Genomic DNA, 19,920 nt, shown 5'->3' with positions numbered 1-19,920 from the left:
GCAGGACGACAGGGCGTCGCGGTCACGGGGCGCCGGGAAGACAGGGCGCCGGGATGACAGGGCGCCCGAGTTATCCGCCTCCGTCACGTCGCCCGACACAAGTTCCGCGGGCAAGAACTGGTATTTCGCCGCGCAACGGGTCACGATGCCTCGCCCCGGCCGGTCCGACCGGGGCAGGAACGAGGCGTCATGTTCAACCCGCTCGACATGTTCCAGGTCCAGGGCGAGGCCGGGCTCCAGACCATGGCCCAGCAATTCGGCCTCACGACGGAGCAGACGACCCGCGCCTTCCAGGCGCTGATGCCGGCCCTGACCCTCGGCCTCCAGCGAAGCGTCGGGATGGACCCGACCGGCTTCGCCCGGATGTTCGGCCTGGAGGCCGCCCGGCCGGCGGCGCCGCAGGGCCTCGACGCGCTGAGCCAGATGTTCGGCTCGGCCCAGCTGATGCAGGCGGTTCTGCAGCAGGCCTCCACCGCGAGTGGGGTCGGCGCCCAGGTCCTGCGCCAGATGCTGCCGATGATGGCGGGCGCGGTGGTGGCGAGCATCGTCCACGTGATGCTGAACCAGCCGCAGGCCGACCCCCTGCAGGCGCGGGCGAGCCCACCGCCGCCGGTGCCGTTCCCGTTCGGACCGGCCTGGGCCGAGATGGCCAAGGCCTTCCTGCCCGCCGCCGCGCCGCCCGCACCGAAGCCCGTGCCCAAGCCCGCGCACAAGCCCGCGGAGGGCGCGATGGGCGAGGCCGGCTCCGACATGATCCAGCAGATGCTGCGCACCGGGGCCGAGGTGCAGGGCAACAATATCCGGGCGATGCAGGAGCTGTTCGAGACCTTCTGGCCCACGACCGGCGCGCCGTCCCAGCAGGATCCGGGGTCCCCCGGATCGACCGGGCCGGGCGCGACGCCCGAGCGGGCCCGGCCCGACCCGGGGGCGCCCAGGGGCCGGCGGGGGCGCTCGCCCGGCGGGACCGGTTGACGCGGGCACAGGCCTCCGGACGCCCGTCGACCCGGCCGGCTTGGCCCCGCCCCACGCGCCCCTGGAAGAGACCCGAGCGATGGCCGATCACCTGACCACCTGGAACGACCGCGCGGAGAGCGTCGCCGGGAACGGCGTCGCCAAGCGTGAGATCCCGGGTGCGGGCGCCAGCCTCGTGCGGGTGGTGGTGCCGGCGGGTGTCTTGGCGGCGCGCCACAGCCACGATCACGAGCAGTTCGTGCAGGTGATCTCGGGGTCGGGCATCCTGGAGACGGAGCAGGGCCGCAGGCCGTTCTCGGCCGGCAGCGTGTTCCACTTCCCGATCGGGGCGTGGCATGCGGCCGCCTTCGAGACCGAGACGGTGCTGATCGAGACGAACCTCACGACGGAGGTCTGAGATGGATCCGGCGGGCTTGGGCGGCGCCGCCGAGGTTCTCTGGTCTCGCCGAGGTTCTTCGGCCGGGTCAGGCCTGGCGCTGAGGATGACCCCGGATCATTCCGGTCCGGGGCCGTGCTGCCGCTCGAGTTCCTCAGCGCCGGGCACCGTCTCGCGCGCGTACTGGACGGCCTGATCGGCCGTCAGCAAGCGACCGTCCTCCGGATAGAAGGCGAGCCCGCCAACCAGTTTCACGCAGGCCGCGATCGCCATCAGGGCACCGATGGATTCCGCGATGGTGCCGAAGCAGAACGCGTACACGCACGGCCAAGAGCCGGCGAAGTCGGTCTCCGGATAGGTGTCCTTCAATTCCGAGAGCGGCATGCTCGAGCACTCGAAGCCCGAGGCCCGGCCCCGCCGCGTGGCCGGCAGATGCCCCGACGAGGCCGGCGGAATCGCCCCGCCGCGCAGCTGGAGATCGAAACCGAGCGCGTCCAGGCCGGTCTGCCATTCCGATACGCTGGCAAGTGGTCGCGGACACAGGGCATACGCTTCCATACTCATGCGACTAAGACTCCCGTTGTGACGGCGACAGAGACGCGGCTCTTGACGGAAATGCCGCGGAGGAGATGGATCTCGATGACGGGGACGCGGTCGTCGACACCTGCGCCGGCCCGCAAGGCACGGATACGGCGCGGCGACAGGCCCATTTCACCCGTCTTGATGTCCCAGATCGCCCGGATCGGCGCCGCGCTGGTTCGGCCATCCCGGAGAAGAACATCCGTCCGGATGCTGCCCGACAGGCCGTGGCGGACGATGTCCCCCGCGACGAAGCTCTGCTCGACGCCGTGCCGGCCGATCCCGGGGAGATCCAGCGCGCGCAGGCGGGCCGCCAGCGCCGCGTGGATCTGAATTCCGTAGAGGAACCCCTCTCCCGGCTCGGTGCTCTCGACGACTTCCTTCAGGACATCGAGGATCTCATCAGTCTTGGTATCAATCCGAGAATCGCCCGTCTTGTCCTTTCGCGTGACGACGAACGATCCGCCTCCGCCCGACCATCGGCCGTCACTGTCTCGCGGCTGATCCTGACGAAACCCCGCTTTGATCTCGAGAAGACGCAGGGTGACGAATGCGAGACTGAGTCGAAGCCACGCGATGCGGCAATCCAGCGCTCGATCACGTTCGTCACTTTGCATGACCGCGCCTCGCCTGTGTTCATGTTTTATCCCATGAACATTTTCCTTTCGTCAAGAAGATCAGAGGTTTAATAGGAACACGGGCCTAGCAACCGCCGGTCGGCGACGCGGCCCCCATGCGGCAAATTATTCTTTGCGCGTATCCAAATTGCCTGTGCTTGGCCTGAGGGTTCGGCGCGTGTAGGAATCGCACCTTCAACGCCCGCCCGTTTACGCCGACGAAAGGCCGGGCATCGCCCCTACCAGAACAGAGGCTGACAATGAGCGCCGGTACTGCCGCCGACAAGCACTTCTCCAACAGCTTCTTCGCCGCCCCCCTGACGGAGGCCGATCCCGAGATCGCCGAGGCGGTGTCGAAGGAACTCGGGCGCCAGCAGCACGAGATCGAGCTGATCGCCTCGGAGAACATCGTCTCCCGCGCCGTGCTGGAAGCTCAGGGCTCTGTGCTGACCAACAAGTACGCGGAGGGCTATCCGGGCCGGCGCTACTACGGCGGCTGCCAGTTCGTCGACATCGCCGAGGATCTCGCCATCGAACGCGCCAAGCGTCTGTTCGATTGCGGCTTCGCCAACGTGCAGCCGAACTCGGGCTCCCAGGCCAACCAGGGCGTGTTCCTGGCCCTGATGCAGCCCGGCGACACGTTCCTCGGCCTCGACCTCGCCGCCGGCGGCCACCTCACCCACGGCGCCCCGCCGAACGTCTCAGGCAAGTGGTTCAAGCCGGTCTCCTACACGGTGCGCCGCGAGGACCAGCGCATCGACATGGAGCAGGTCGCCGCCCTCGCCCAGGAGCACAAGCCGAAGGTGATCATCGCCGGCGGCTCGGGCTACCCGCGCCACTGGGACTTCGCCAAGTTCCGTGAGATCGCCGACTCGGTCGGGGCGTATTTCATGGTCGACATGGCCCACTTCGCGGGCCTCGTGGCGGCCGGCGTCCACCCGTCGCCGTTCCCGCACGCCCACGTCGCCACCACGACGACCCACAAGACGCTCCGCGGCCCGCGCGGCGGCATGATCCTGACGAACGACGAGGCGCTGGCCAAGAAGTTCAACTCGGCGATCTTCCCCGGCCTCCAGGGCGGCCCGCTGATGCACGTCATCGCCGGCAAGGCCGTGGCCTTCGGCGAGGCGCTGAAGCCCGAGTTCAAGATCTACGCCCGCCAAGTGGTGGAGAACGCCCGTGCGCTCGCCGACACGCTGATCTCGGGCGGCTACGACATCACCTCGGGCGGCACCGACAACCACCTGATGCTGGTCGACCTCCAGCGGAAGGGCCTCACCGGCAAGGCCGCCGAGGCGGCGCTGTCGCGGGCCGACATCACCTGCAACAAGAACGGCGTGCCGTTCGACACGCAGAAGCCCACGATCACCTCGGGCATCCGCCTGGGCACGCCGGCCGGCACCTCGCGGGGCTTCGGCGTCGCCGAGTTCAAGCAGATCGGCGGCTTCATCGTCGAGGTGCTGGACGGGCTGGCCGCCAAGGGCGAGGCGGGCGATGCCGAGGTCGAGGCCAGCGTCAAGAGCCGCGTCCACGCGCTGACCGACCGGTTCCCGATCTACGGCTGAGACCCGCGCGGGGCCGGCCTTCCGGCCCCCTGTGGAGTGGATTAGACAGCGGCCGCGGATCCGACGGATCCGCGGCCGTCTTTCTGCGTCGAGTGCGAATCCATGCGGTGTCCCTATTGCGGCGGCTCCGAGACCCAGGTGAAGGACTCGCGGCCCTCCGAGGACGGCGCCGCGATCCGGCGCCGCCGGGTCTGCCCGGATTGCGCCGGCCGCTTCACCACCTTCGAGCGGGTGCAGCTGCGCGAGGTCGTGGTGCTGAAGCGCTCGGGCAAGCGCGTGCCCTTCGATCGGGACAAGCTCCAGCGCTCCATCGACGTGGCGCTGCGCAAGCGCGCCGTCGAGCCGGACCGGATCGAGCGGCTGGTCAGCGGCATCACCCGGCAGCTCGAGAGCGCCGGCGAGCCCGAGGTGACCTCCGAGGCGATCGGCGAGTTGGTGATGGCGGGGCTGAAAGGTCTCGACGACGTCGCCTACGTGCGCTTCGCCTCGGTCTACAAGAACTTCCGCGAGGCGAGGGATTTCGAGGCCCTGCTCGGCACCCTCGGCGACGGCACCCTGGCGGCGGAGGCCGGGGCCGACGGGGCGGCGGACGTGCCGGGACCCGAGCCGGAGCCCGGGGTCCCGGGCCGACGACGCGCGGGGCGCCCGTGAGCCCGGCGGCATGAGCGACGACGCCACCTTCATGCGGCTCGCCCTGGCGCTGGGCCGGCGCGGCCTCGGCACCACGTGGCCGAACCCGTCGGTCGGCGCCGTGGTGGTCGAGGCGGCCACGGGGCGCATCCTCGGGACGGGCGCGACCGCGCCGGGCGGGCGCCCGCACGGGGAGCCCCTGGCGCTCGCCGCCGCGGGCGAGGCCGCCCGCGGCGCGACCCTCTACGTCACCCTGGAGCCCTGCTCGCATCACGGGCGCACGCCGCCCTGCACCGACGCGATCCTGGCCGCCGGCATCGCCCGCGTGGTCAGCGCCCTGGAGGATCCGGATCCGCGGGTGGCGGGGCGCGGCCACGCCCTGCTCCGGCAGGGGGGCGTGGCGGTCGAGACCGGGCTGATGCGGGAGGCGGCGGCGCGGGACCATATCGGCCACGTCACCCGGGTGACGCGCGGCCGCCCGGCCCTGCACCTGAAGCTCGCCCGCACCCGCGACGGCTTCTGCGCGGCCGCCGGGCCGGAGCGCCTGCGGATCACCGGGCCGGTGGCGGACGGGGCGGTCCATCTCTGGCGGGCGCACGCGGACGCGATCCTGATCGGCATCGGCACCGCCCGGGCCGACGACCCCGCGCTGACCGTGCGGCTGCCGGGCCTCGCCGGGCGCTCGCCCCTGCGGGTCGTCCTCGACACGCACCTGCGGCTCTCGCCGGCCAGCGTGCTGGCCCGGACCGCCCGGGACACGCCGACCCTGGTGCTCACCACCCGCTCCGCGCCGGCCCATGCCCGCCGCGCCCTGGAGGCCCTGGGCGTCGCGGTGGCGACCGTGCCGGCGGATGCGGCCGGCGGGATCGACCTGACGGCGGCCCTGGCGGACCTCGGCGCGCGCGGCCTGACGCGCCTGTGCAGCGAGGGCGGCCCCCGCCTTGCGGATGCGCTGGCGCGGGCCGATCTGATCGAGGCCTGCACGCTGGTCACCGGACCGGCGGAACTCGGAACCGCGGGCGGCCTGCGGGCGCTGGGCCCCGCCCTGACGGCGGCGCTCGCGGGCGGCGGGTTCCGCACGGTCGAGGCGCTGCGCCTCGGCGCCGATACGGCCGTGACCTACGAACGCGACAGGACGTGAAGCGATGTTTACCGGACTCGTCAGCGCCATCGGCACGGTGGTCTCGGTCGCGGGCGAAGGCGACCTGCGCCGGATCGCGATCCGCGCCTCCTACGATCCCGCCTCGATCGCGCTGGGCGCCTCCATCGCCTGCGCGGGGCCATGCCTCACGGCGGTGTCGGTCGAGCCGGATGCGGAGGGCTGCGTCTTCGCGGTGGACGCCGCCGCCGAGACCCTGGCGCGGACCACCGTGGGGTCCTGGACGGCCGGCACGCGGATCAACCTCGAACGCTCCCTGAAGATCGGCGACGAGCTCGGCGGCCACCTCGTCACCGGCCACGTGGACGGCCTCGCCGAGATCGTGGCGCGCGAGAGCGTGACGGCGGGGGCCTGGGGACCGAGCGAGCGGTTCACCCTGCGGGCGCCGGCGGCCCTGGCGAAGTTCATCGCCGAGAAGGGCTCCGTCTGCCTCGACGGCACCTCGCTGACGGTGAACGCGGTCGCGGGAGACCAGTTCTCCGTGCTGCTGATTCCCCACACGCTCCAGGTGACCACCTGGGGTGAGCGGCGCTGCGGCGACCGGCTCAACCTGGAGGTCGACCTGATCGCCCGCTACGCCGCCCGGCTGACCGAGGCGCGGGCCTGAACGGCCTCAGCTGTCCTCAGGGGGGCGGGATCGAGTAGGTGCCGGTGGCGTGGCAGACGAGGTCCGGGCTCCCGACGGCAGTGATCAGCACCTCGCCCACCGCCAGCCGCCGGCCGAGCTTGAGCAGCCGGCATTCCGCCAGCAGGTCCCCCGCGGCGGGCTTGCGCAAAAAGTTGAAGGTGAGGCTCGTGGTCACCGCCAGCGCCACCGGGCCGATATTGGCGAGGATCGCCGCGTAGAGGGCATAGTCGGCCAGCGCCATCATGGCCGGGCCCGACACCGTCGCGCCGGGCCGGAGGAAGCGCTCCTGCGCCTCCAGCCGCATCCGCGCCGAGAGCGGCCCGACGGCCTCGAGATGGTAGGCCCGCCCGCCCGCCTGCATCTGCGGGAATTCGCGGTCGAGGAAGTCGCCGGTCTCGGCGCGGGTCAGGATCGTGGCAGCCATGGAACCATGGAGCATGGCCGGGACAGCTGGGCAATCGGCACCTCTCCCGCCGTCCGCCGCATCCGGAGACGCCGCGGCGCAGCGGTGGCCGCGCTGGAGGGATCCAGCCGGCCGCGCGGGTCCCGGCGCCCCCTGCGAACCGACTTCACCGCACCTCAGGATGAGCGGGACGGGTGGGAGACGCCGCTCAGAAGAAAATCGGCCGCGCGCTGGCGGTGATCTCGCCCAGCACCGTGCCGGTGGCGGGCTCGATCTCCTTGAGCACCACGTCGTAGCCCCAGAGGTCGGCGAGGTGCTGCAGGACCCGCTTGGCGTCGTCCTTCTGCAGGGTGATCTTGTTGATCGCCTTGTGGTGCAGGATCAGGCGGCGGTCGCCCTCCAGGTCCACGTCCACCACCTCGATGTCGGGATCGAGCCACGCCACGTCGTACTGGCGCGCGAAGGAGCGGCGCATCTTGCGGTAGCCGCGCTCGTCGTGGATCGCCTCGACCCGCAGCTCCGGCTCGTCGGGATCGTCCACCACGTGGAACAGGCGCAGGTCGCGCATCAGCTTGGGCGACAGGAATTGCTGGATGAAGCTCTCGTCGCGGTAATTCTCCCAGCAGTCGCGCAGGACCGCCATGGCGTCGCCGGTTCCCGCGATGTCCGGGAACCAGTCGCGGTCCTCGGCGGTCGGCTGCTCCACGATGCGGGCGATGTCCTGCATCATGGCGAAGCCGATCGCGTAGGGGTTGTGGCCGCCGTAGGAGCGGTCATCGTAGTTCGGCTGGCGGATGACGTTGGTGTGCGACTGCAGGAATTCCAGGTAGGCCGCCTCGGTGATCTGCCCGGATTCCGACAGGGCGTTCATGATCCGGTAGTGGCAATAGGTGGCGCAACCCTCGTTCATCACCTTGGTCTGGCGCTGCGGGTAGAAATACTGCGCCACCAGCCGGACGATGCGGAGGATCTCCCGCTGCCACGGCCGCAGGCGCGGCGCGACCTTCTCGAGGAAGTACAGGATGTTCTCCTGCGGCAGTTCGAGCAGCGCCTTGCGCCGCTCCGCCGCGAGGTCCGGCCGCACCGTGCCGATCTTCTGCGGCAGGGTCCGCCAGAGATCGTTGTAGATCTGCTCGCCGTGCTCGATCCGCTCGCGCTCGCGCCGCTGCTCGGAGGCGAGGTCCGGCCGCTTCTTGCGCGGGTAGCGGTGGACGCCCTGGCTCATCAGGGCGTGGGCGGCGTCGAGCACCTGCTCCACCGCCTGATGGCCGTAGCGCTCCTCGCAGCGGCCGATGAAGCTCTTGGCGAAGTCGAGGTAGTCGAGGATCCCCTCCGCGTCGGTCCATTGCCGGAACAGGTAGTTGTTCTTGAAGAAGTGGTTGTGGCCGAAGGCGGCGTGCGCGATGACCAGCGTCTGCATGGTCGCCGTGTTCTCCTCCATCACGTAGGAGATGCACGGGTCGGAGTTGATGACGATCTCGTAGGCGAGCCCCATCAGGCCGCGGCGGTAGCCGGCCTCGTGCTGGGCGAAGTGCTTGCCGAAGGACCAGTGCTTGTAGAACAGCGGCATGCCGATCGACGCGTAGGCGTCGAGCATCTGCTCGGCCGTGATGATCTCGATCTGGTTGGGGTACCAGGACAGGCCGAGCTGAGGACCCGCGACCGCCTCGCAGGCGTCGTGGATGCGGCGGATGGTGTCGAAATCCCAGTCGTTGCCCGTGAACAGGGGTTTCTGGCCACCGGAGATGATCTGGGGCGTGCGTGCCTTGACGAGCGTCATGCGGCCTCCCGATCGAGTGTATGGATCCGGCCGGCTCCGCGCCTCTCCCCTCCGCGGGGGCGAGCGAACCCCGCCTCAGCAGGGGGCGGGAGAGCGGAACCCGGGTTCAGAAGGCGGCGCGACCCGCAGGAAGGCCGAAGCCCCGTCGCGCACCGGCGCTCCCACCGCCCGCCCGCCTGCGGAGGCCGTGCGCCCCCGCAGCGGGAGGGGACGAGATGCCCGCGTCCTGCCACCCTCACGCCTCCGCCTCCGCCCGCGCATCCTTGCGGCCGAACAGCTCGCGGAAGACCGGGTAGATCTCCCGCCGGTGGTTGACCTTGCGCATGGCGATCGGGCCGCCGGCCTTGGCGATCGCCTCGTAGGTCCGCCACAGGGTGGTGCGGTGCTCCACGAAGCCGGCCCGGGGGCCGTTCTCGTCCCCCACTTCGAGGTAGGCGAAGTGCTGGCAGGCCGGCAGGATGTGCGACCGCAGCAGTTCCGTCGAGGTCGGCCCGTCGGAGGAGACGTTGTCGCCGTCGGAGGCCTGGGCCGCGTAGATGTTCCAGTCGTTGGGATCGTAGCGCTCGGCGATGACGCGCTTCATCTCCACCAGCGCCGAGGAGACCAGGGTGCCGCCGGTCTCGCGGGAGCCGAAGAACGTCTCCTCGTCGACCTCGGTGGCCCGGTCGGTGTGCCGGATGAACACGATCTCCACGTGGCGGTAGCGGCGCGTCAGGAAGATGTGCAGCAGGATGTAGAACCGCTTGGCGAGGTCCTTCATGTGCTCGGTCATCGAGCCGGACACGTCCATCAGGCAGAACATCACCGCCTGCGCGATCGGCCGCGGATAGGGCTCGAAGCGGCGGAAGCGCAGGTCGATCGGGTCGACGTAGGGGATGCGCTTGGCGCGCTCCCGCAGCTTGAGGAGCGCCTGCTCGAGGTCCGGCCGCTCCGGATCGCCCTCCGGCAGGGCGTCGAGCCGCGACGCCAGGGCCGCGACCTCCTCGGGCTTCGGGCGCTTGAGGGCGATGCGCCGCGACATCGAGTTGCGCAGGGTCCGGGTGAGCGCGAGGTTGGCGGGCGAGCCCGTGACCGTGTAGCCGGCCCGGCGCAGGCCCTCGGTCTCGACGATGGCGAGGCGGCGCTTGGCGAGGTCCGGCAGTTCCAGATCCTCCAGGAACAACTCCAGGAACTCCTCGCGGGTCAGCACGAAGCGGAACGCGTCCTCGCTGTTCTCGCCGCCCTCCCCGCCCTCGCCGGAGCCGCGCCCGCCGCCACCGCCCGGCGGGCGCTCGATCGTGTCGCCCTCCACGTAGGTCTTGTTGCCGGGCAGGATATGGTCCTGCAGGCCCGTGCCGGGCTGGCGGGAGAAGCGCGGCTCGCGCACGCCGTCCACCGGCACGCTGACCCGGCCGTCCTTGCCGAGATCCTTGATGTCCTTCTCGCGGGCGGATTCCCGCACGGCGCGCTGGGCCACGTCCTTCACGCGGCGCAGGAAGCGCTGGCGGTTGGGGAGGCTCTTGCCGCCCGGGTTCAAACGTCGGTCGACGATGTGCATCCGCTGCGAAAACCCTCGTCCGCGTGTGCCGGCCGGGTCCCGACCCTTCTCGTACCATGCTGCGGCCGGGGGAATGGATCCCGCGTCCGCGGCCGGGTCCCGGATCTTCACCGGCCGGTCGTCCGAAACTGTGGCGGCGGAGGGTTGGACCGCGGGGTCTGGATCCTGGCCCGGCCGGATTGGACCCGGCCGGACGCCCCGCGCCTCAGCCGGCCTGCTTCACCCGCATGTACCATTCCACCAGGCGGCGGACCTGCCGCTCGGTGTAGCCGCGCGCGACCATGCGCTCGACGAACTCGCCGTGCTTCTTCTCGGTGTCGCCGTCCTTCTTGGAGCCGAAGGAGATCACCGGCAGCAGTTCCTCCACCTGGGAGAACATCCGCCGCTCGATCACCTCCCGGAGCTTCTCGTAGCTGGTCCAGCTGGGGTTGCGGCCGCCGTGCTGCGCCCGGGAGCGCAGGGCGAACTTCACCACCTCGTTGCGGAAGTCCTTCGGGTTGGCGATCCCGGCCGGCTTCTCGATCTTCGTCAGCTCCTGGTTCAGGAGCTCGCGGTTCATGAGCTGGCCGGTTTCGGCGTCCTTGAAGTCCTGGTCCTCGATCCAGGCGTCGGCGTAGTCGATGTACCGGTCGAACAGGTTCTGCCCGTAATCGTGGTACGATTCGAGATAGGCCTTCTGGATCTCGTGACCGATGAACTCCGCGTAGCGCGGGGCCAGCTCGGTCTTGATGAATTCCAGGTACTTCTTCTCGGTCTCCGGCGGGAGCTGCTCGCGCTTGAGCGCCTGCTCCAGCACGTACATCAGGTGAACGGGGTCGGCCGAGACCTCGGTGGTGTCGTGGTTGAAGGTCGCGGCGAGCACCTTGAAGGCGAAGCGGGTCGAGATCCCGTCCATGCCCTCGTCGACGCCGGCCGTGTCCTTGTACTCCTGCATCGAGCGGGCGCGGGGATCGACCTCCCGCAGGGACTCGCCGTCGTAGACCCGCATCTTCGAGAAGCCGTTGGAATTGGCGTGCTCGCGCAGGCGCGACAGGACCGAGAAGCGCGCCAGCATCTCCAGCGTGCCGGGCGCGCAGGCCGCGTCCGACAACTCCGAGCCGGAGATCAACTTCTCGTAGATGCGCTGCTCCTCGGCGACGCGCAGGCAGTACGGGACCTTGATCACGTAGATCCGGTCGATGAAGGCCTCGTTGTTCTTGTTGGTCTTGAAGGTCTGCCACTCGGCCTCGTTCGAGTGGGCCAGGATCACGCCGGTGAACGGGATCGCGCCGATATTCTCGGTGCCGACGTAGTTGCCCTCCTGCGTCGCGGTGAGCAGCGGGTGCAGCATCTTGATCGGCGCCTTGAACATCTCGACGAACTCGAGGATGCCCTGGTTCGCCCGGTTCAGGCCGCCCGAGTACGAGTAGGCGTCGGGATCGGCCTGCGACAGGGTCTCCAGCCGGCGGATGTCGACCTTGCCGACCAGCGAGGAGATGTCCTGGTTGTTCTCGTCGCCCGGCTCGGTCTTGGCGATGGCGATCTGGCGCAGGCGCGAGGGCCGGACCTTGATCACCTTGAAGCGCGAGATGTCGCCGTTGAACTCGTCGAGGCGCTTCAGCGCCCAGGGGCTCATCAGGCCGGTCAGCCGCCGGCGCGGGACGCCGTAGCGCCTCTGGATCTCCTCGCCCATCGTCTCGGGGTCGAACAGGCCCAGCGGGCTCTCGAAGACCGGCGACACTTCGTCCCCAGCCTTGAGTACGTAGACGGGGTGAACCTCCATCAGGAGCTTCAGCCGCTCGGCCAGCGACGACTTACCGCCGCCCACCGGTCCGAGGAGGTAGAGGATCTGCTTGCGCTCCTCCAGCCCTTGCGCGGCGTGGCGGAAGAACGAGACGATCCGCTCGATCGTCTCCTCCATCCCGTAGAATTCGCGGAAGGCCGGGTACGTCCGGATCGTCCGGTTCATGAAGATCCGGCCGAGGCGCGAATCCTTGGCGGTGTCCACGAATTCGGGCTCGCCGATCGCCGCGAGGATGCGCTCGGCGGCCGAGGCGTACATCAGGGGCTCGTCGCGGCAGGCCTCGAGATACTCGGAGAGCGTCATCTCCGTGTCGCGGCGGGCTTCGTACCCGCGGGCGAAGCTCTGGAAAAGGTCGTTCGTCGCATGCATGGGCATTCGATAACCCTCTCAGACCGTGACAGCTTCATCCTGTCTCGGCTTGGATGCAACCGACAGGCCCGCTTTTGTCGCAGTGCGGTGAGCGTGTCGCCCGGCATGTCGATTGCGTGCAACACTCCCGCGATCGGGGGCGGCGCGGAGGAGACTCCGCGCCCCTCCGGGACGTTCAAAACGGGGTGACGGGCCTGCCTCGCCGCCTCGATTCACAAATCGGTGCCCTCTTTCTTGGCATCATCTCCCGATTTGCCGGCCGCGGCCCCGACCGTGATCTTGACGGTCTGCGTCTGGACTTGCCCGTCGGAGCTCTTGACCTCGAACGTCACTTCATCGGTGCCGGTGAAGCCGCTGTTGGGCTGGTAGAACAAGGCCTGCACCGCCGCCTCCTTGTTGGGGCATCGGTAGCTCGCGGGCGTCTTCAGCTTGCCGACCTTGGTGATGACCGAGCCGTTCTTCGGCGAACCGGAGACCTTGAACTCGGGCATCGGCCCCGGAGAGCAATCCTTCTTCAGGTTCGGCGCGATCTCGAGGCGCACGGTCTTGCCGGGCGCGACCGTCTTGGTCCGGCTGGACGGCGACTGGGCCAAAGCCGGCCCGGCGAGCGCCAGGCTCCCCACGAGCAGCGCGGCGAGTGGACGATGGGCGATCATGTCAGCGTCTCTCCAGGGCCGGGCCGGGACCTATGTCCGGACTTCCGTCCGGATGCCCCGTTCATCGGTGACGTGCATGTGGGAATGCCGCCGACCGCCGTCGAGGGCCCAGGATGCAGTCAGGTCTGCAGCGCGGCCGCGACGATACCGGTGACGCGCGCGATCTGCGCGGCATCGAACTCGCCCGCCAGCGCCGCGGCAAGCCGCGCCTCGACCCGCGCCCTCTCCCCGGCATCGGCGGTCGGCATGGGGGGAATCTCGTCCTCGGCGAGGCGGCAGACCCGGCGGATCGTCTCGGCGGCGGCGAGCAGCTTCGCCCGGTCGGTGGGACCCATCTCCCAGAGGGGATTGCGCAGCCGGCTGATCACGCGCTTGGCGTCGCGATACTCCCGGTCGACGCCGGTCGATGCCTCGATCTGGCTGACGAGGAACATCAGTTCCAGGACTTCGGAGGCCGCTTCCGGGCAGGTGCGGACGATCCGCATGAGGCGGGCCATCAGTTCCTGGCTGGGCGACAGCTTGGATTTGGGCACGGACATGCGGGCGACAACGCGAGTTGTTGCCAAAAAGTTCGCTCTCAGCGCGAAGGGTGCGGCGAGGCGTCCGCCGGACCGGGCCTCAGATGTCCTTCGCGGGCGCCCGGTGCAGTCCGTCGATCAGGGCGCGGCAGGCTTGCAGTTCCTCCAGGGCCTCCGCCAGCGCCGCCCGATCAGGGCCGCCCAGCGCGCCGCTCCTGGCCCCTGCCTCCGCCTCGACCTCCGGGGACAGGGGTTCGGCCGCCACCGCCTCGCCGCGCCCGACGGACTGGACGAAGCGGACACCGTTCTCCTTGAGCACCCGCTGCGCCCCGGCGATGGTGTAGCGGCGCACGTGCAGGAGGTGACGGATGCCGGCGACGAGTTCGACGTCCTGGGGCCTGTAGTAGCGGCGCCCCCCGGCCCGCTTGACCGGGCGGATCTGGCCGAACCGGGTTTCCCAGAACCGCAGCACGTGCTGGGGCACGTCGAGTTCCTCGGCGACCTCGCTGATCGTGCGGAACGCGTGGGGGCTCTTCTCGCCGGGCCCGGGGCTCTGTTCGTCGGCCTGTTCGGCGGCGCGGAGGGCTGGCGGCATGGCGGTCTTACGGATCAGCGCGGGACGGCACGATCTTGCCGGGTTGCGGAGCCGCACTCAAGCCTAACCGGTGATCCCGGGCCGGTTCCGTTCGGCACCGACGCCGGAGCGGCTCAGTCGTCGTCTTCGTGGGCACCCGCACCGTTGAGGCCGTTGATCTTGGCCTTGAGCACGTTCGAGGGCTTGAACACCATAACCTGGCGCGGTTCGATTGCGACCTCGACTCCGGTCTTGGGATTGCGGCCGACGCGCTTGCCCTTGCTGCGCACCACGAAGGAGCCGAACGAGGACAGCTTCACGGTCTCGCCGCCGGCTAGGCAGGTGCAGATCTCCGACAGCACGGTCTCGACGAGGGCCGCCGACTCGGTCCGCGACAGGCCCACCTGATGGTAGACGGCCTCGCTCAAGTCGGCGCGCGTCACCGTCTTGCCTGCCATGCCGTGCCCCCTCGCCCGCATCATTCTCTTCATGACCTCGGGCGCGGCGATCACGGCCGCACCAAACGCTGAAGACGTATCTCTATGATCCGGCACGCTAATCGGCGCTCCGCCCCCGGTCAACCGCGTGCGTGCGAGGAATCGTTTCGGCCCTCACCAGCGGATCAGCGCCGCTCCCCAGCTGAAGCCACCGCCGATCGCCTCGATCATCACGAGGTCGCCGGGCTTGATGCGGCCGTCCCGCCGCGCGACGTCGAGGGCCAGGGGGATCGAGGCCGCCGAGGTGTTGCCATGGCGATCCACCGTCAGGACGATCTTGTCGCGGGCGATCCCGATCTTGTCGGCCGAGGCCTCGATGATCCGGCGATTGGCCTGATGGGGAACGAACCAGTCGAGGTCCTCCGCAGTCATGCCCGCCTGCGCGAAGGCGTCAACGATCACGTCGGTGACCTGCCCGACGGCGAACCGGAACACGTCGCGGCCCTCCATGCGCAGGTGCCCGGTGGTGCCGGTGGAACCCGGGCCGCCATCGACGTAGAGCTTCTCCCGATGGCGGCCATCCGAGCGCAGGCTGGTGCTGAGGACGCCCCGGCCCTCCTCCGCCGCCTGCGCCTCCAGCACGATGGCGCCGGCCCCGTCGCCGAAGAGGACGCAGGTGGTGCGGTCCTCCCAGTCGACGAGCCGCGAGAAGGTCTCGGCGCCGACGATCAGCGCCCGGCGGGCCGCCCCGGTGGTCAGGAACTTGTCGGCGGTCGTGACCGCGAAGACGAAGCCGGCGCAGACCGCCTGGAGGTCGAAGGCCGCACCCTGGTGGATGCCCAGCGCCGCCTGGATCTGGGTCGCAGTGGCCGGAAACGTGTGGTCCGGGGTCGAGGTCGCGCAGATCACGAGGTCGATGTCGTCTGCAGTCAGGCCTGCATCATCCAGGGCAGACTGCGCGGCGCGCATGCCGAGCACCGACGTCGTTTCGTCGGCCGCCGCGATGTGGCGCTGCCGGATGCCGGTACGCTGGACGATCCACTCGTCGGAGGTGTCCATCTGCTCGGCCAGAGCGGCGTTCGTCACCACCCGCTCGGGCAGGCTCGAGCCGGTCCCAACCACCACCGAGCGCAGGTTCGGAGCGCGCCGGCTCTGTTCGGGGTCTGTGCGGAGAGTCGCCATCTGTGTCCTTCCCGAACGGCCCCGAATTCACAAGTCTCCGCTGTGAAGCCGCGACCGCCCGATTTCCATGCCGTTCGGTGACGGCCTCTCCCGGGTCGTTCAGGCCGGCGCCAGGGCCGCCGTCTGGTCGAGCATCTCGCGGATCGTGCGGATCATGTCGTGGCGGGCCATGTCGTGCGCCAGATCGACCGCGGCCGCGAAGCCCTGCGCGTTCTCCGAGCCGTGGCTCTTGATGACGATGCCTTCCAGGCCGAGGAAGACGCCGCCGTTGGCCCGGCTCGGGTTCATCTTGTCCCTGAGCGCCCGGAAGGCCTGCCGGGCGAACAGCGCGCCGATCTTGGCCGCCAGCGTCCGGGTCATGGCGGACCGGAGATAGGTGGCGATCTGCTTGGCGGTGCCCTCGGCGGTCTTGAGGGCGATGTTGCCGGTGAACCCCTCGGTTACCACCACGTCGACCGTCCCGCGCCCGAGATCCGTGCCCTCCACGAAGCCGTGGTAGCTCAGGCCCGGGCTGTCCATCTCGCGCAGGATTCGGGCGGCCTCCTTGACCGCCTCGTTGCCCTTCATCTCCTCGGTGCCGACGTTGAGGAGGCCCACCGTCGGCCGCTCGAGGTCGAACACGATGCGGGCCATGGCCGAGCCCATCACGGCCATCTCGACGAGGTGCTCGGCATCCGTGCCGATGGTGGCGCCGACGTCGAGCACGATGCTCTCGCCGCGCACGGTCGGCCACAGGCAGGCGATGGCCGGGCGCTCGATGCCCGACATGGTCTTCAGGCAGATCTTCGACATCGCCATCAGGGCGCCGGTGTTGCCGGCCGACACGCAGGCATCGGCCTGCCCGTCGCGGACCGCCTGGATCGCCTGCCACATGGACGACTTGCCCCGGCCCTGGCGGACCGCCTGACTGGGCTTGTCGTCCATCGCCACGGCCACGGCGGTGTGGCGGATCTCGACGCAGTCCTTGAGCCGGGGCTCCTTGGCGACCAGCGGCGCGATCACCGCCTCGTCGCCGAACATCAGGAAGGTGGTGCCGGGATGGCGCTCGCGGGCCAGAGCGGCGCCGGGGACGACCGTGGAAGGCCCGTGGTCGCCGCCCATGGCGTCGAGCGAGATGCACACGCGTTGGGACATGTCTCTAGCGGGTCGCGGGGCTCGGCGAGGGGGGATCGGGCGGGACGGGGCCCGTCAGGCGCGGCGGACCATAGCGATACCGGCCCGGCGGGCAAATGAAATCGGGTGCCGGCTGGTTCCGTCGGCCGCCCGGCGGCGCCCGGAGGGGCGCTTCGCGACCGCGTGCGCCGGATCTCCCGGATCGCATTCCGCGCGTGCTCCGCGCGCCGGGGACGGGGACGACGCCCGAACGCATTGGCGCGCCACCCTCCGATCCGCGCGACACCGCGGGGGTGCCGGCTCTACGCTTCTCCGTCACGGAGCCGGCGCAGCTGATCGAACGGCCCCGCATCCTCCCCCGCCACGACCGGCTCGAAGGCGATGCCGGGCTTGCGGGGATAAGGATCGAGGCCGAGGGCCAGGAACTCGGCGGTGAGCGCGCCGAAATCGATGCGCCCGCCGACGAGGGGATCGGGGATGTCGGCCTCCTCGGCATCGGTGCCGGCCAGCCGGTCGGTGTCGGTGAACACCACCTCGACGGGCTCACGGACCGGCGTCTCGAATGGTTCGAGGCTCACGGTGCAGACCTGGGTCACCTGCGCCTCGACGGTGCCGGTGACCGTGAGCCGGCTGGTGGAGCCCGCGATGGCGAACCGGCCCACGAGGTCGCGGATGCCGGGGATGCCGAAATCGGCGGCGAGCGCCGCGCATTCGGCCGGGCTCGCCTCCACGGTCACGGCGCCGCGCCCCTGGGGCAGGCGCTCGACGTTGACCCAGCGCGCGAGCGGACCGCTCGCCTGGCTGCCGTCCCGTGTCATGCCATGCCTCCCGTTGCGTCTCTGGCCGTTGCGTCTGCGGCCCGGGCCGATGCGGGCGCGAAGCCGTCCGGCTCCGGGAAGGGCGGTCCGCCCCCGAGCAGCCCGTCGAGATCGGCTCCCGCCAGCGCCGCGTCGGCGGCCCGCACGTAGGCGGCGAGACCCGCCCCGTCCCCCTCGCCGCCCAGAACGTTCCGGGACAGGACCGCGCGCAGGGCCGCCGTGTCGCCCGCATTGAGCGCCGCGTCGTAGCCCTCGGCGCGGCCGTAGAAGGCGGCGCCGAGTTTCTTCATGCGCTTGGACACGCCCATGTCGCCGACGCCCAGCTCGCGCAGGGACGCGTCGAGCTGGGTGAAGACGGAATTCACGAGATCCTGCGCGACCTCGGCGGCCGGTGCCGGCAGGCGGTTCAGCCGGCGCAGGACCAGGATGGTGTGGAGGCACAGGGATTCGAACCGGCCCTCCACGGTGTCGGGCACGCCGAGGCGCGTGTACAGGCCCGGGCGGCGCGCGGCCATGCTCAGGGCCACGTGCAACTCCTCGACGGCGCGACGGCGCGCGTTCGCCCGCCGGAACAGACCGGCGATCATGGGCGCCCCGCGCGGGTCGGGACGGCCGCCCACGACGCTCCGGCCCCTGTGCGGATGGCGGCCACCTGTGGCCAAGCTTGCCTTGTCAAAGCCATATCCCCGCGGTACGGCAACCCATGCCCAGGGCGCAAGCGCTGTCGGAGTCCCGTGCCGACGGCGACGGTTGCGTCCCGTCCGTCAACACGCTCTCTGGGGGCCCGATGCGGCGCCGTTTCGTCCAGTCCTTCGCGCGCCTCGCTCTGATCGGCCTCGCGGGAGCCGGCCTGTCCGGCTGCATCGGCGAGGAACTGCGCCACGGCTATCAGGTCGATCAGGCGGCGCTCGCCACGATCAAGCCCGGCATGAGCCCCGAGCAGGTGCTCCAGATCCTCGGCACGCCGTCGACGGTGTCCACCGTGGGCAACAAGTCCTGGTACTACATTTCGCAGAACACCCGCCGGACGATCATGTTCCTGGGCGAGCAGGTGGAGGACCAGAAGGTCACGGCGATCTACTTCACCGCCGGCTTCAAGGTGGAGCGCGTGGCCCTCTACGGCCTGCAGGACGGGCGGATCTTCGATTTCATCGAGCGCACCACGCCGACGAGCGGCGCCGACCGCGCCTTCCTCAGCCAGCTGTTCCGCGGCCTGACCCGCTACGAGCCGTTCGGCAGCGGCAAAGGCACCAGCGTGATCCCCGGCGCGAATCGCGGCCAGTGATCTGAGGCGCCCGCGGCCGCGCGGGCGATCTCCGCGGGCTCGGCGAACAGGTAGTCGGGCGCCTGCGCGGCCAGCGCCCGGGGATCCGTATAGCCCCAGGTCACGGCCCCGAACGGGCAGCCGAGCGTGCGCGCAGCCTCCAGGTCACGGATCTCGTCGCCGACGCAGAGCGCCCGATCCGGCGGGACGCCGCTGCGGGCGAGAAGCGCTTGCAGCCGACGTGCCTTCCCGAAGATCGAGGCCCCGCAGGCATAGGCCTCGATGCGCGCCGCGTTGTCCGGTCCAAGGACCCGGCGGACCGTGTCGGCGCGGTTCGACGAGAGGATCGCCAGGGGCACGCCCGCGGCCGCGATCCCGGCCAGCATGTCGGGCACGCCGGGGAACAGGGTCATCTGCGCAGCATCGCGCGCGGCCAGCCGATGCATGTGCCGTGCGATGAGCGGCAGCTTCCAGCGCGGAATGCCGAGATGGGCCACGATCGCCCGGGCACCCTGCAGGCGCAACGCGTCGACCTCGCCGGCCTCGACCCGGCGGAAGCGGTAGCGGTCCGCGACCCCGTTCAGGACCGAGCAGAACCAATCAAAGCTGTCGGCGAGCGTCCCGTCGAAATCGAGGACAACGAGGCGCGGCGGGCCGGCATCGGGTCTGCGGTTCATCCCGGTGTCCATCCGTCCCTGCGCGCGGAACTGGGCGCCACGCCACCCATGTCGCGCCGCCCCGGTTCGCCTCGCCGTCCGCGAGGCGGGCGGGGGTCTGGGAAGCGTTCCTCGGGCTCACGCCGTATCCGCCCCGCCCACGATCCGTGCCTCGCATCACCGGTGATGCCTCTGCAGCGGGCGCCTTCCACCCGCCGGCCGGGTCGTTCGGGGCGCTGCAGGACCCTGGACCGGCCGATGGACCGACCCGTTCCGGGAAAGGACGCCGAGCCTTGCCCCCCGC

Annotated in this window: 22 protein-coding genes; 7 read left to right on the top strand and 15 right to left on the bottom strand. The window is 70.4% G+C overall.

All coding sequences use genetic code 11. The annotated features are described in order from the left end of the window. Window positions 1-189 precede the first annotated feature (189 nt). Window positions 190-972, top strand: coding sequence for a DUF937 domain-containing protein (locus MKK82_RS25240; RefSeq protein WP_238286994.1), 783 nt, complete (start codon window positions 190-192; stop codon window positions 970-972). A gap of 79 nt (window positions 973-1,051) precedes the next feature. Beyond that, complete coding sequence (locus MKK82_RS25235; protein ID WP_238286995.1) at window positions 1,052-1,369, top strand: cupin domain-containing protein; 318 nt, start codon at window positions 1,052-1,054, stop codon at window positions 1,367-1,369. 96 nt (window positions 1,370-1,465) lie between these two features. On the opposite strand, the gene MKK82_RS25230 is transcribed toward MKK82_RS25235, so the two are convergent. Together MKK82_RS25230 and MKK82_RS25225 are read right to left on the bottom strand one after the other, a co-directional pair. Beyond that, window positions 1,466-1,912 carry a hypothetical protein gene (locus tag MKK82_RS25230; protein ID WP_238286996.1) on the bottom strand — a complete coding sequence of 149 codons (447 nt, stop codon included), beginning with the start codon at window positions 1,910-1,912 and terminating at the stop codon, window positions 1,466-1,468. Then, window positions 1,909-2,544 carry a hypothetical protein gene (locus tag MKK82_RS25225; RefSeq protein WP_243987224.1) on the bottom strand — a complete coding sequence of 212 codons (636 nt, stop codon included), beginning with the start codon at window positions 2,542-2,544 and terminating at the stop codon, window positions 1,909-1,911. The genes MKK82_RS25230 and MKK82_RS25225 overlap by 4 nt, the downstream gene beginning before the upstream one ends. A gap of 260 nt (window positions 2,545-2,804) precedes the next feature. Here MKK82_RS25225 and glyA point away from each other — a divergent pair, with 260 nt between their 5' ends. The 4 genes from glyA to MKK82_RS25205 all read left to right on the top strand — a co-directional run bounded on the left by glyA (window position 2,805) and on the right by MKK82_RS25205 (window position 6,505). Next, window positions 2,805-4,109, top strand: coding sequence for a serine hydroxymethyltransferase (gene glyA / locus MKK82_RS25220; protein WP_238286999.1), 1,305 nt, complete (start codon window positions 2,805-2,807; stop codon window positions 4,107-4,109). A gap of 102 nt (window positions 4,110-4,211) precedes the next feature. Next, entirely contained in the window at window positions 4,212-4,760 is a 549-nt protein-coding gene (gene nrdR, locus MKK82_RS25215; RefSeq protein ID WP_238287000.1) for a transcriptional regulator NrdR, read from the top strand. 10 nt (window positions 4,761-4,770) lie between these two features. After that, window positions 4,771-5,880, top strand: coding sequence for a bifunctional diaminohydroxyphosphoribosylaminopyrimidine deaminase/5-amino-6-(5-phosphoribosylamino)uracil reductase RibD (gene ribD, locus MKK82_RS25210; RefSeq protein ID WP_243987223.1), 1,110 nt, complete (start codon window positions 4,771-4,773; stop codon window positions 5,878-5,880). A gap of 4 nt (window positions 5,881-5,884) precedes the next feature. Then, window positions 5,885-6,505: a riboflavin synthase gene (locus MKK82_RS25205; protein ID WP_243987222.1), complete on the top strand. Its 621-nt coding sequence runs from the start codon at window positions 5,885-5,887 to the stop codon at window positions 6,503-6,505. Between the two features lie 16 nt (window positions 6,506-6,521). Here the strand turns inward: MKK82_RS25205 and MKK82_RS25200 are convergent, their stop codons facing one another. The 12 genes from MKK82_RS25200 to MKK82_RS25145 all read right to left on the bottom strand — a co-directional run bounded on the left by MKK82_RS25200 (window position 6,522) and on the right by MKK82_RS25145 (window position 18,283). Beyond that, window positions 6,522-6,950: a PaaI family thioesterase gene (locus MKK82_RS25200; RefSeq protein WP_238287003.1), complete on the bottom strand. Its 429-nt coding sequence runs from the start codon at window positions 6,948-6,950 to the stop codon at window positions 6,522-6,524. 187 nt (window positions 6,951-7,137) lie between these two features. After that, window positions 7,138-8,709, bottom strand: a complete 1,572-nt coding sequence (locus tag MKK82_RS25195; RefSeq protein ID WP_238287004.1) for a SpoVR family protein — start codon at window positions 8,707-8,709, stop codon at window positions 7,138-7,140. Window positions 8,710-8,944: 235 nt separating this feature from the next. Further along, entirely contained in the window at window positions 8,945-10,246 is a 1,302-nt protein-coding gene (locus MKK82_RS25190; RefSeq protein WP_238287005.1) for a YeaH/YhbH family protein, read from the bottom strand. Between the two features lie 205 nt (window positions 10,247-10,451). Next, window positions 10,452-12,404, bottom strand: a complete 1,953-nt coding sequence (locus tag MKK82_RS25185) for a PrkA family serine protein kinase (protein WP_238287006.1) — start codon at window positions 12,402-12,404, stop codon at window positions 10,452-10,454. Window positions 12,405-12,610: 206 nt separating this feature from the next. Then, on the bottom strand, window positions 12,611-13,054 hold the full coding sequence (locus tag MKK82_RS25180; protein ID WP_238287007.1) for a cadherin-like domain-containing protein: 444 nt from the start codon (window positions 13,052-13,054) through the stop codon (window positions 12,611-12,613). Between the two features lie 119 nt (window positions 13,055-13,173). Then, window positions 13,174-13,593 (bottom strand): hypothetical protein, encoded by a 420-nt coding sequence (locus MKK82_RS25175; RefSeq protein ID WP_238287009.1) that lies wholly within the window; start codon window positions 13,591-13,593, stop codon window positions 13,174-13,176. A 79-nt stretch (window positions 13,594-13,672) separates the two neighbouring features. Then, window positions 13,673-14,167 carry a MerR family transcriptional regulator gene (locus MKK82_RS25170; RefSeq protein WP_238287010.1) on the bottom strand — a complete coding sequence of 165 codons (495 nt, stop codon included), beginning with the start codon at window positions 14,165-14,167 and terminating at the stop codon, window positions 13,673-13,675. A 113-nt stretch (window positions 14,168-14,280) separates the two neighbouring features. Then, entirely contained in the window at window positions 14,281-14,604 is a 324-nt protein-coding gene (locus tag MKK82_RS25165) for an integration host factor subunit alpha (RefSeq protein ID WP_238287012.1), read from the bottom strand. Window positions 14,605-14,757: 153 nt separating this feature from the next. Then, the gene (locus MKK82_RS25160; RefSeq protein ID WP_238287014.1) at window positions 14,758-15,765 is read right to left on the bottom strand and encodes a beta-ketoacyl-ACP synthase III; all 1,008 of its coding nucleotides are present in this window, start codon (window positions 15,763-15,765) and stop codon (window positions 14,758-14,760) included. Window positions 15,766-15,864: 99 nt separating this feature from the next. After that, a complete protein-coding gene (gene plsX, locus MKK82_RS25155) occupies window positions 15,865-16,899 on the bottom strand; it encodes a phosphate acyltransferase PlsX (protein WP_238287016.1) in 1,035 nt (344 codons plus the stop codon). A gap of 281 nt (window positions 16,900-17,180) precedes the next feature. Then, window positions 17,181-17,696, bottom strand: a complete 516-nt coding sequence (locus MKK82_RS25150) for a YceD family protein (protein ID WP_238287018.1) — start codon at window positions 17,694-17,696, stop codon at window positions 17,181-17,183. Next, window positions 17,693-18,283: a ubiquinol-cytochrome C chaperone family protein gene (locus tag MKK82_RS25145; RefSeq protein WP_238287151.1), complete on the bottom strand. Its 591-nt coding sequence runs from the start codon at window positions 18,281-18,283 to the stop codon at window positions 17,693-17,695. Before MKK82_RS25145 ends, MKK82_RS25150 begins: the two co-directional genes overlap by 4 nt. A gap of 200 nt (window positions 18,284-18,483) precedes the next feature. Between MKK82_RS25145 and MKK82_RS25140 the strand changes: the two genes are divergently transcribed. Then, the gene (locus MKK82_RS25140; RefSeq protein ID WP_238287019.1) at window positions 18,484-18,981 is read left to right on the top strand and encodes an outer membrane protein assembly factor BamE; all 498 of its coding nucleotides are present in this window, start codon (window positions 18,484-18,486) and stop codon (window positions 18,979-18,981) included. On the opposite strand, the gene MKK82_RS25135 is transcribed toward MKK82_RS25140, so the two are convergent. After that, the gene (locus MKK82_RS25135) at window positions 18,918-19,637 is read right to left on the bottom strand and encodes an HAD hydrolase-like protein (RefSeq protein WP_238287021.1); all 720 of its coding nucleotides are present in this window, start codon (window positions 19,635-19,637) and stop codon (window positions 18,918-18,920) included. The two genes, MKK82_RS25140 and MKK82_RS25135, sit on opposite strands and share 64 nt — an antisense overlap. Between the last annotated feature and the right edge of the window lie 283 nt (window positions 19,638-19,920).

Origin of the sequence: Methylobacterium sp. E-046, assembly GCF_022829625.1 — a bacterium.
Taxonomy (GTDB): Bacteria; Pseudomonadota; Alphaproteobacteria; order Rhizobiales; family Beijerinckiaceae; genus Methylobacterium; species Methylobacterium longum.
This window is presented reverse-complemented; position numbering and strand designations above follow the sequence as displayed.

What these genes read in the sequence shown, in the direction of transcription:
- MKK82_RS25230 (WP_238286996.1), bottom strand. Translation starts at nt 1,912, where the DNA reads ATGAGTATGGAAGCGTATGCCCTGTGTCCGCGACCACTTGCCAGCGTA.
- MKK82_RS25205 (WP_243987222.1), top strand. Translation starts at nt 5,885, where the DNA reads ATGTTTACCGGACTCGTCAGCGCCATCGGCACGGTGGTCTCGGTCGCG.
- MKK82_RS25185 (WP_238287006.1), bottom strand. Translation starts at nt 12,404, where the DNA reads ATGCCCATGCATGCGACGAACGACCTTTTCCAGAGCTTCGCCCGCGGG.
- MKK82_RS25195 (WP_238287004.1), bottom strand. Translation starts at nt 8,709, where the DNA reads ATGACGCTCGTCAAGGCACGCACGCCCCAGATCATCTCCGGTGGCCAG.
- plsX (WP_238287016.1), bottom strand. Translation starts at nt 16,899, where the DNA reads ATGTCCCAACGCGTGTGCATCTCGCTCGACGCCATGGGCGGCGACCAC.
- MKK82_RS25200 (WP_238287003.1), bottom strand. Translation starts at nt 6,950, where the DNA reads ATGGCTGCCACGATCCTGACCCGCGCCGAGACCGGCGACTTCCTCGAC.
- MKK82_RS25190 (WP_238287005.1), bottom strand. Translation starts at nt 10,246, where the DNA reads ATGCACATCGTCGACCGACGTTTGAACCCGGGCGGCAAGAGCCTCCCC.
- MKK82_RS25160 (WP_238287014.1), bottom strand. Translation starts at nt 15,765, where the DNA reads ATGGCGACTCTCCGCACAGACCCCGAACAGAGCCGGCGCGCTCCGAAC.
- MKK82_RS25235 (WP_238286995.1), top strand. Translation starts at nt 1,052, where the DNA reads ATGGCCGATCACCTGACCACCTGGAACGACCGCGCGGAGAGCGTCGCC.
- MKK82_RS25140 (WP_238287019.1), top strand. Translation starts at nt 18,484, where the DNA reads ATGCGGCGCCGTTTCGTCCAGTCCTTCGCGCGCCTCGCTCTGATCGGC.
- MKK82_RS25135 (WP_238287021.1), bottom strand. Translation starts at nt 19,637, where the DNA reads ATGAACCGCAGACCCGATGCCGGCCCGCCGCGCCTCGTTGTCCTCGAT.
- MKK82_RS25175 (WP_238287009.1), bottom strand. Translation starts at nt 13,593, where the DNA reads ATGTCCGTGCCCAAATCCAAGCTGTCGCCCAGCCAGGAACTGATGGCC.
- MKK82_RS25165 (WP_238287012.1), bottom strand. Translation starts at nt 14,604, where the DNA reads ATGGCAGGCAAGACGGTGACGCGCGCCGACTTGAGCGAGGCCGTCTAC.
- MKK82_RS25225 (WP_243987224.1), bottom strand. Translation starts at nt 2,544, where the DNA reads ATGCAAAGTGACGAACGTGATCGAGCGCTGGATTGCCGCATCGCGTGG.
- MKK82_RS25180 (WP_238287007.1), bottom strand. Translation starts at nt 13,054, where the DNA reads ATGATCGCCCATCGTCCACTCGCCGCGCTGCTCGTGGGGAGCCTGGCG.
- ribD (WP_243987223.1), top strand. Translation starts at nt 4,771, where the DNA reads ATGAGCGACGACGCCACCTTCATGCGGCTCGCCCTGGCGCTGGGCCGG.
- MKK82_RS25170 (WP_238287010.1), bottom strand. Translation starts at nt 14,167, where the DNA reads ATGCCGCCAGCCCTCCGCGCCGCCGAACAGGCCGACGAACAGAGCCCC.
- MKK82_RS25145 (WP_238287151.1), bottom strand. Translation starts at nt 18,283, where the DNA reads ATGATCGCCGGTCTGTTCCGGCGGGCGAACGCGCGCCGTCGCGCCGTC.
- glyA (WP_238286999.1), top strand. Translation starts at nt 2,805, where the DNA reads ATGAGCGCCGGTACTGCCGCCGACAAGCACTTCTCCAACAGCTTCTTC.
- nrdR (WP_238287000.1), top strand. Translation starts at nt 4,212, where the DNA reads ATGCGGTGTCCCTATTGCGGCGGCTCCGAGACCCAGGTGAAGGACTCG.
- MKK82_RS25240 (WP_238286994.1), top strand. Translation starts at nt 190, where the DNA reads ATGTTCAACCCGCTCGACATGTTCCAGGTCCAGGGCGAGGCCGGGCTC.
- MKK82_RS25150 (WP_238287018.1), bottom strand. Translation starts at nt 17,696, where the DNA reads ATGACACGGGACGGCAGCCAGGCGAGCGGTCCGCTCGCGCGCTGGGTC.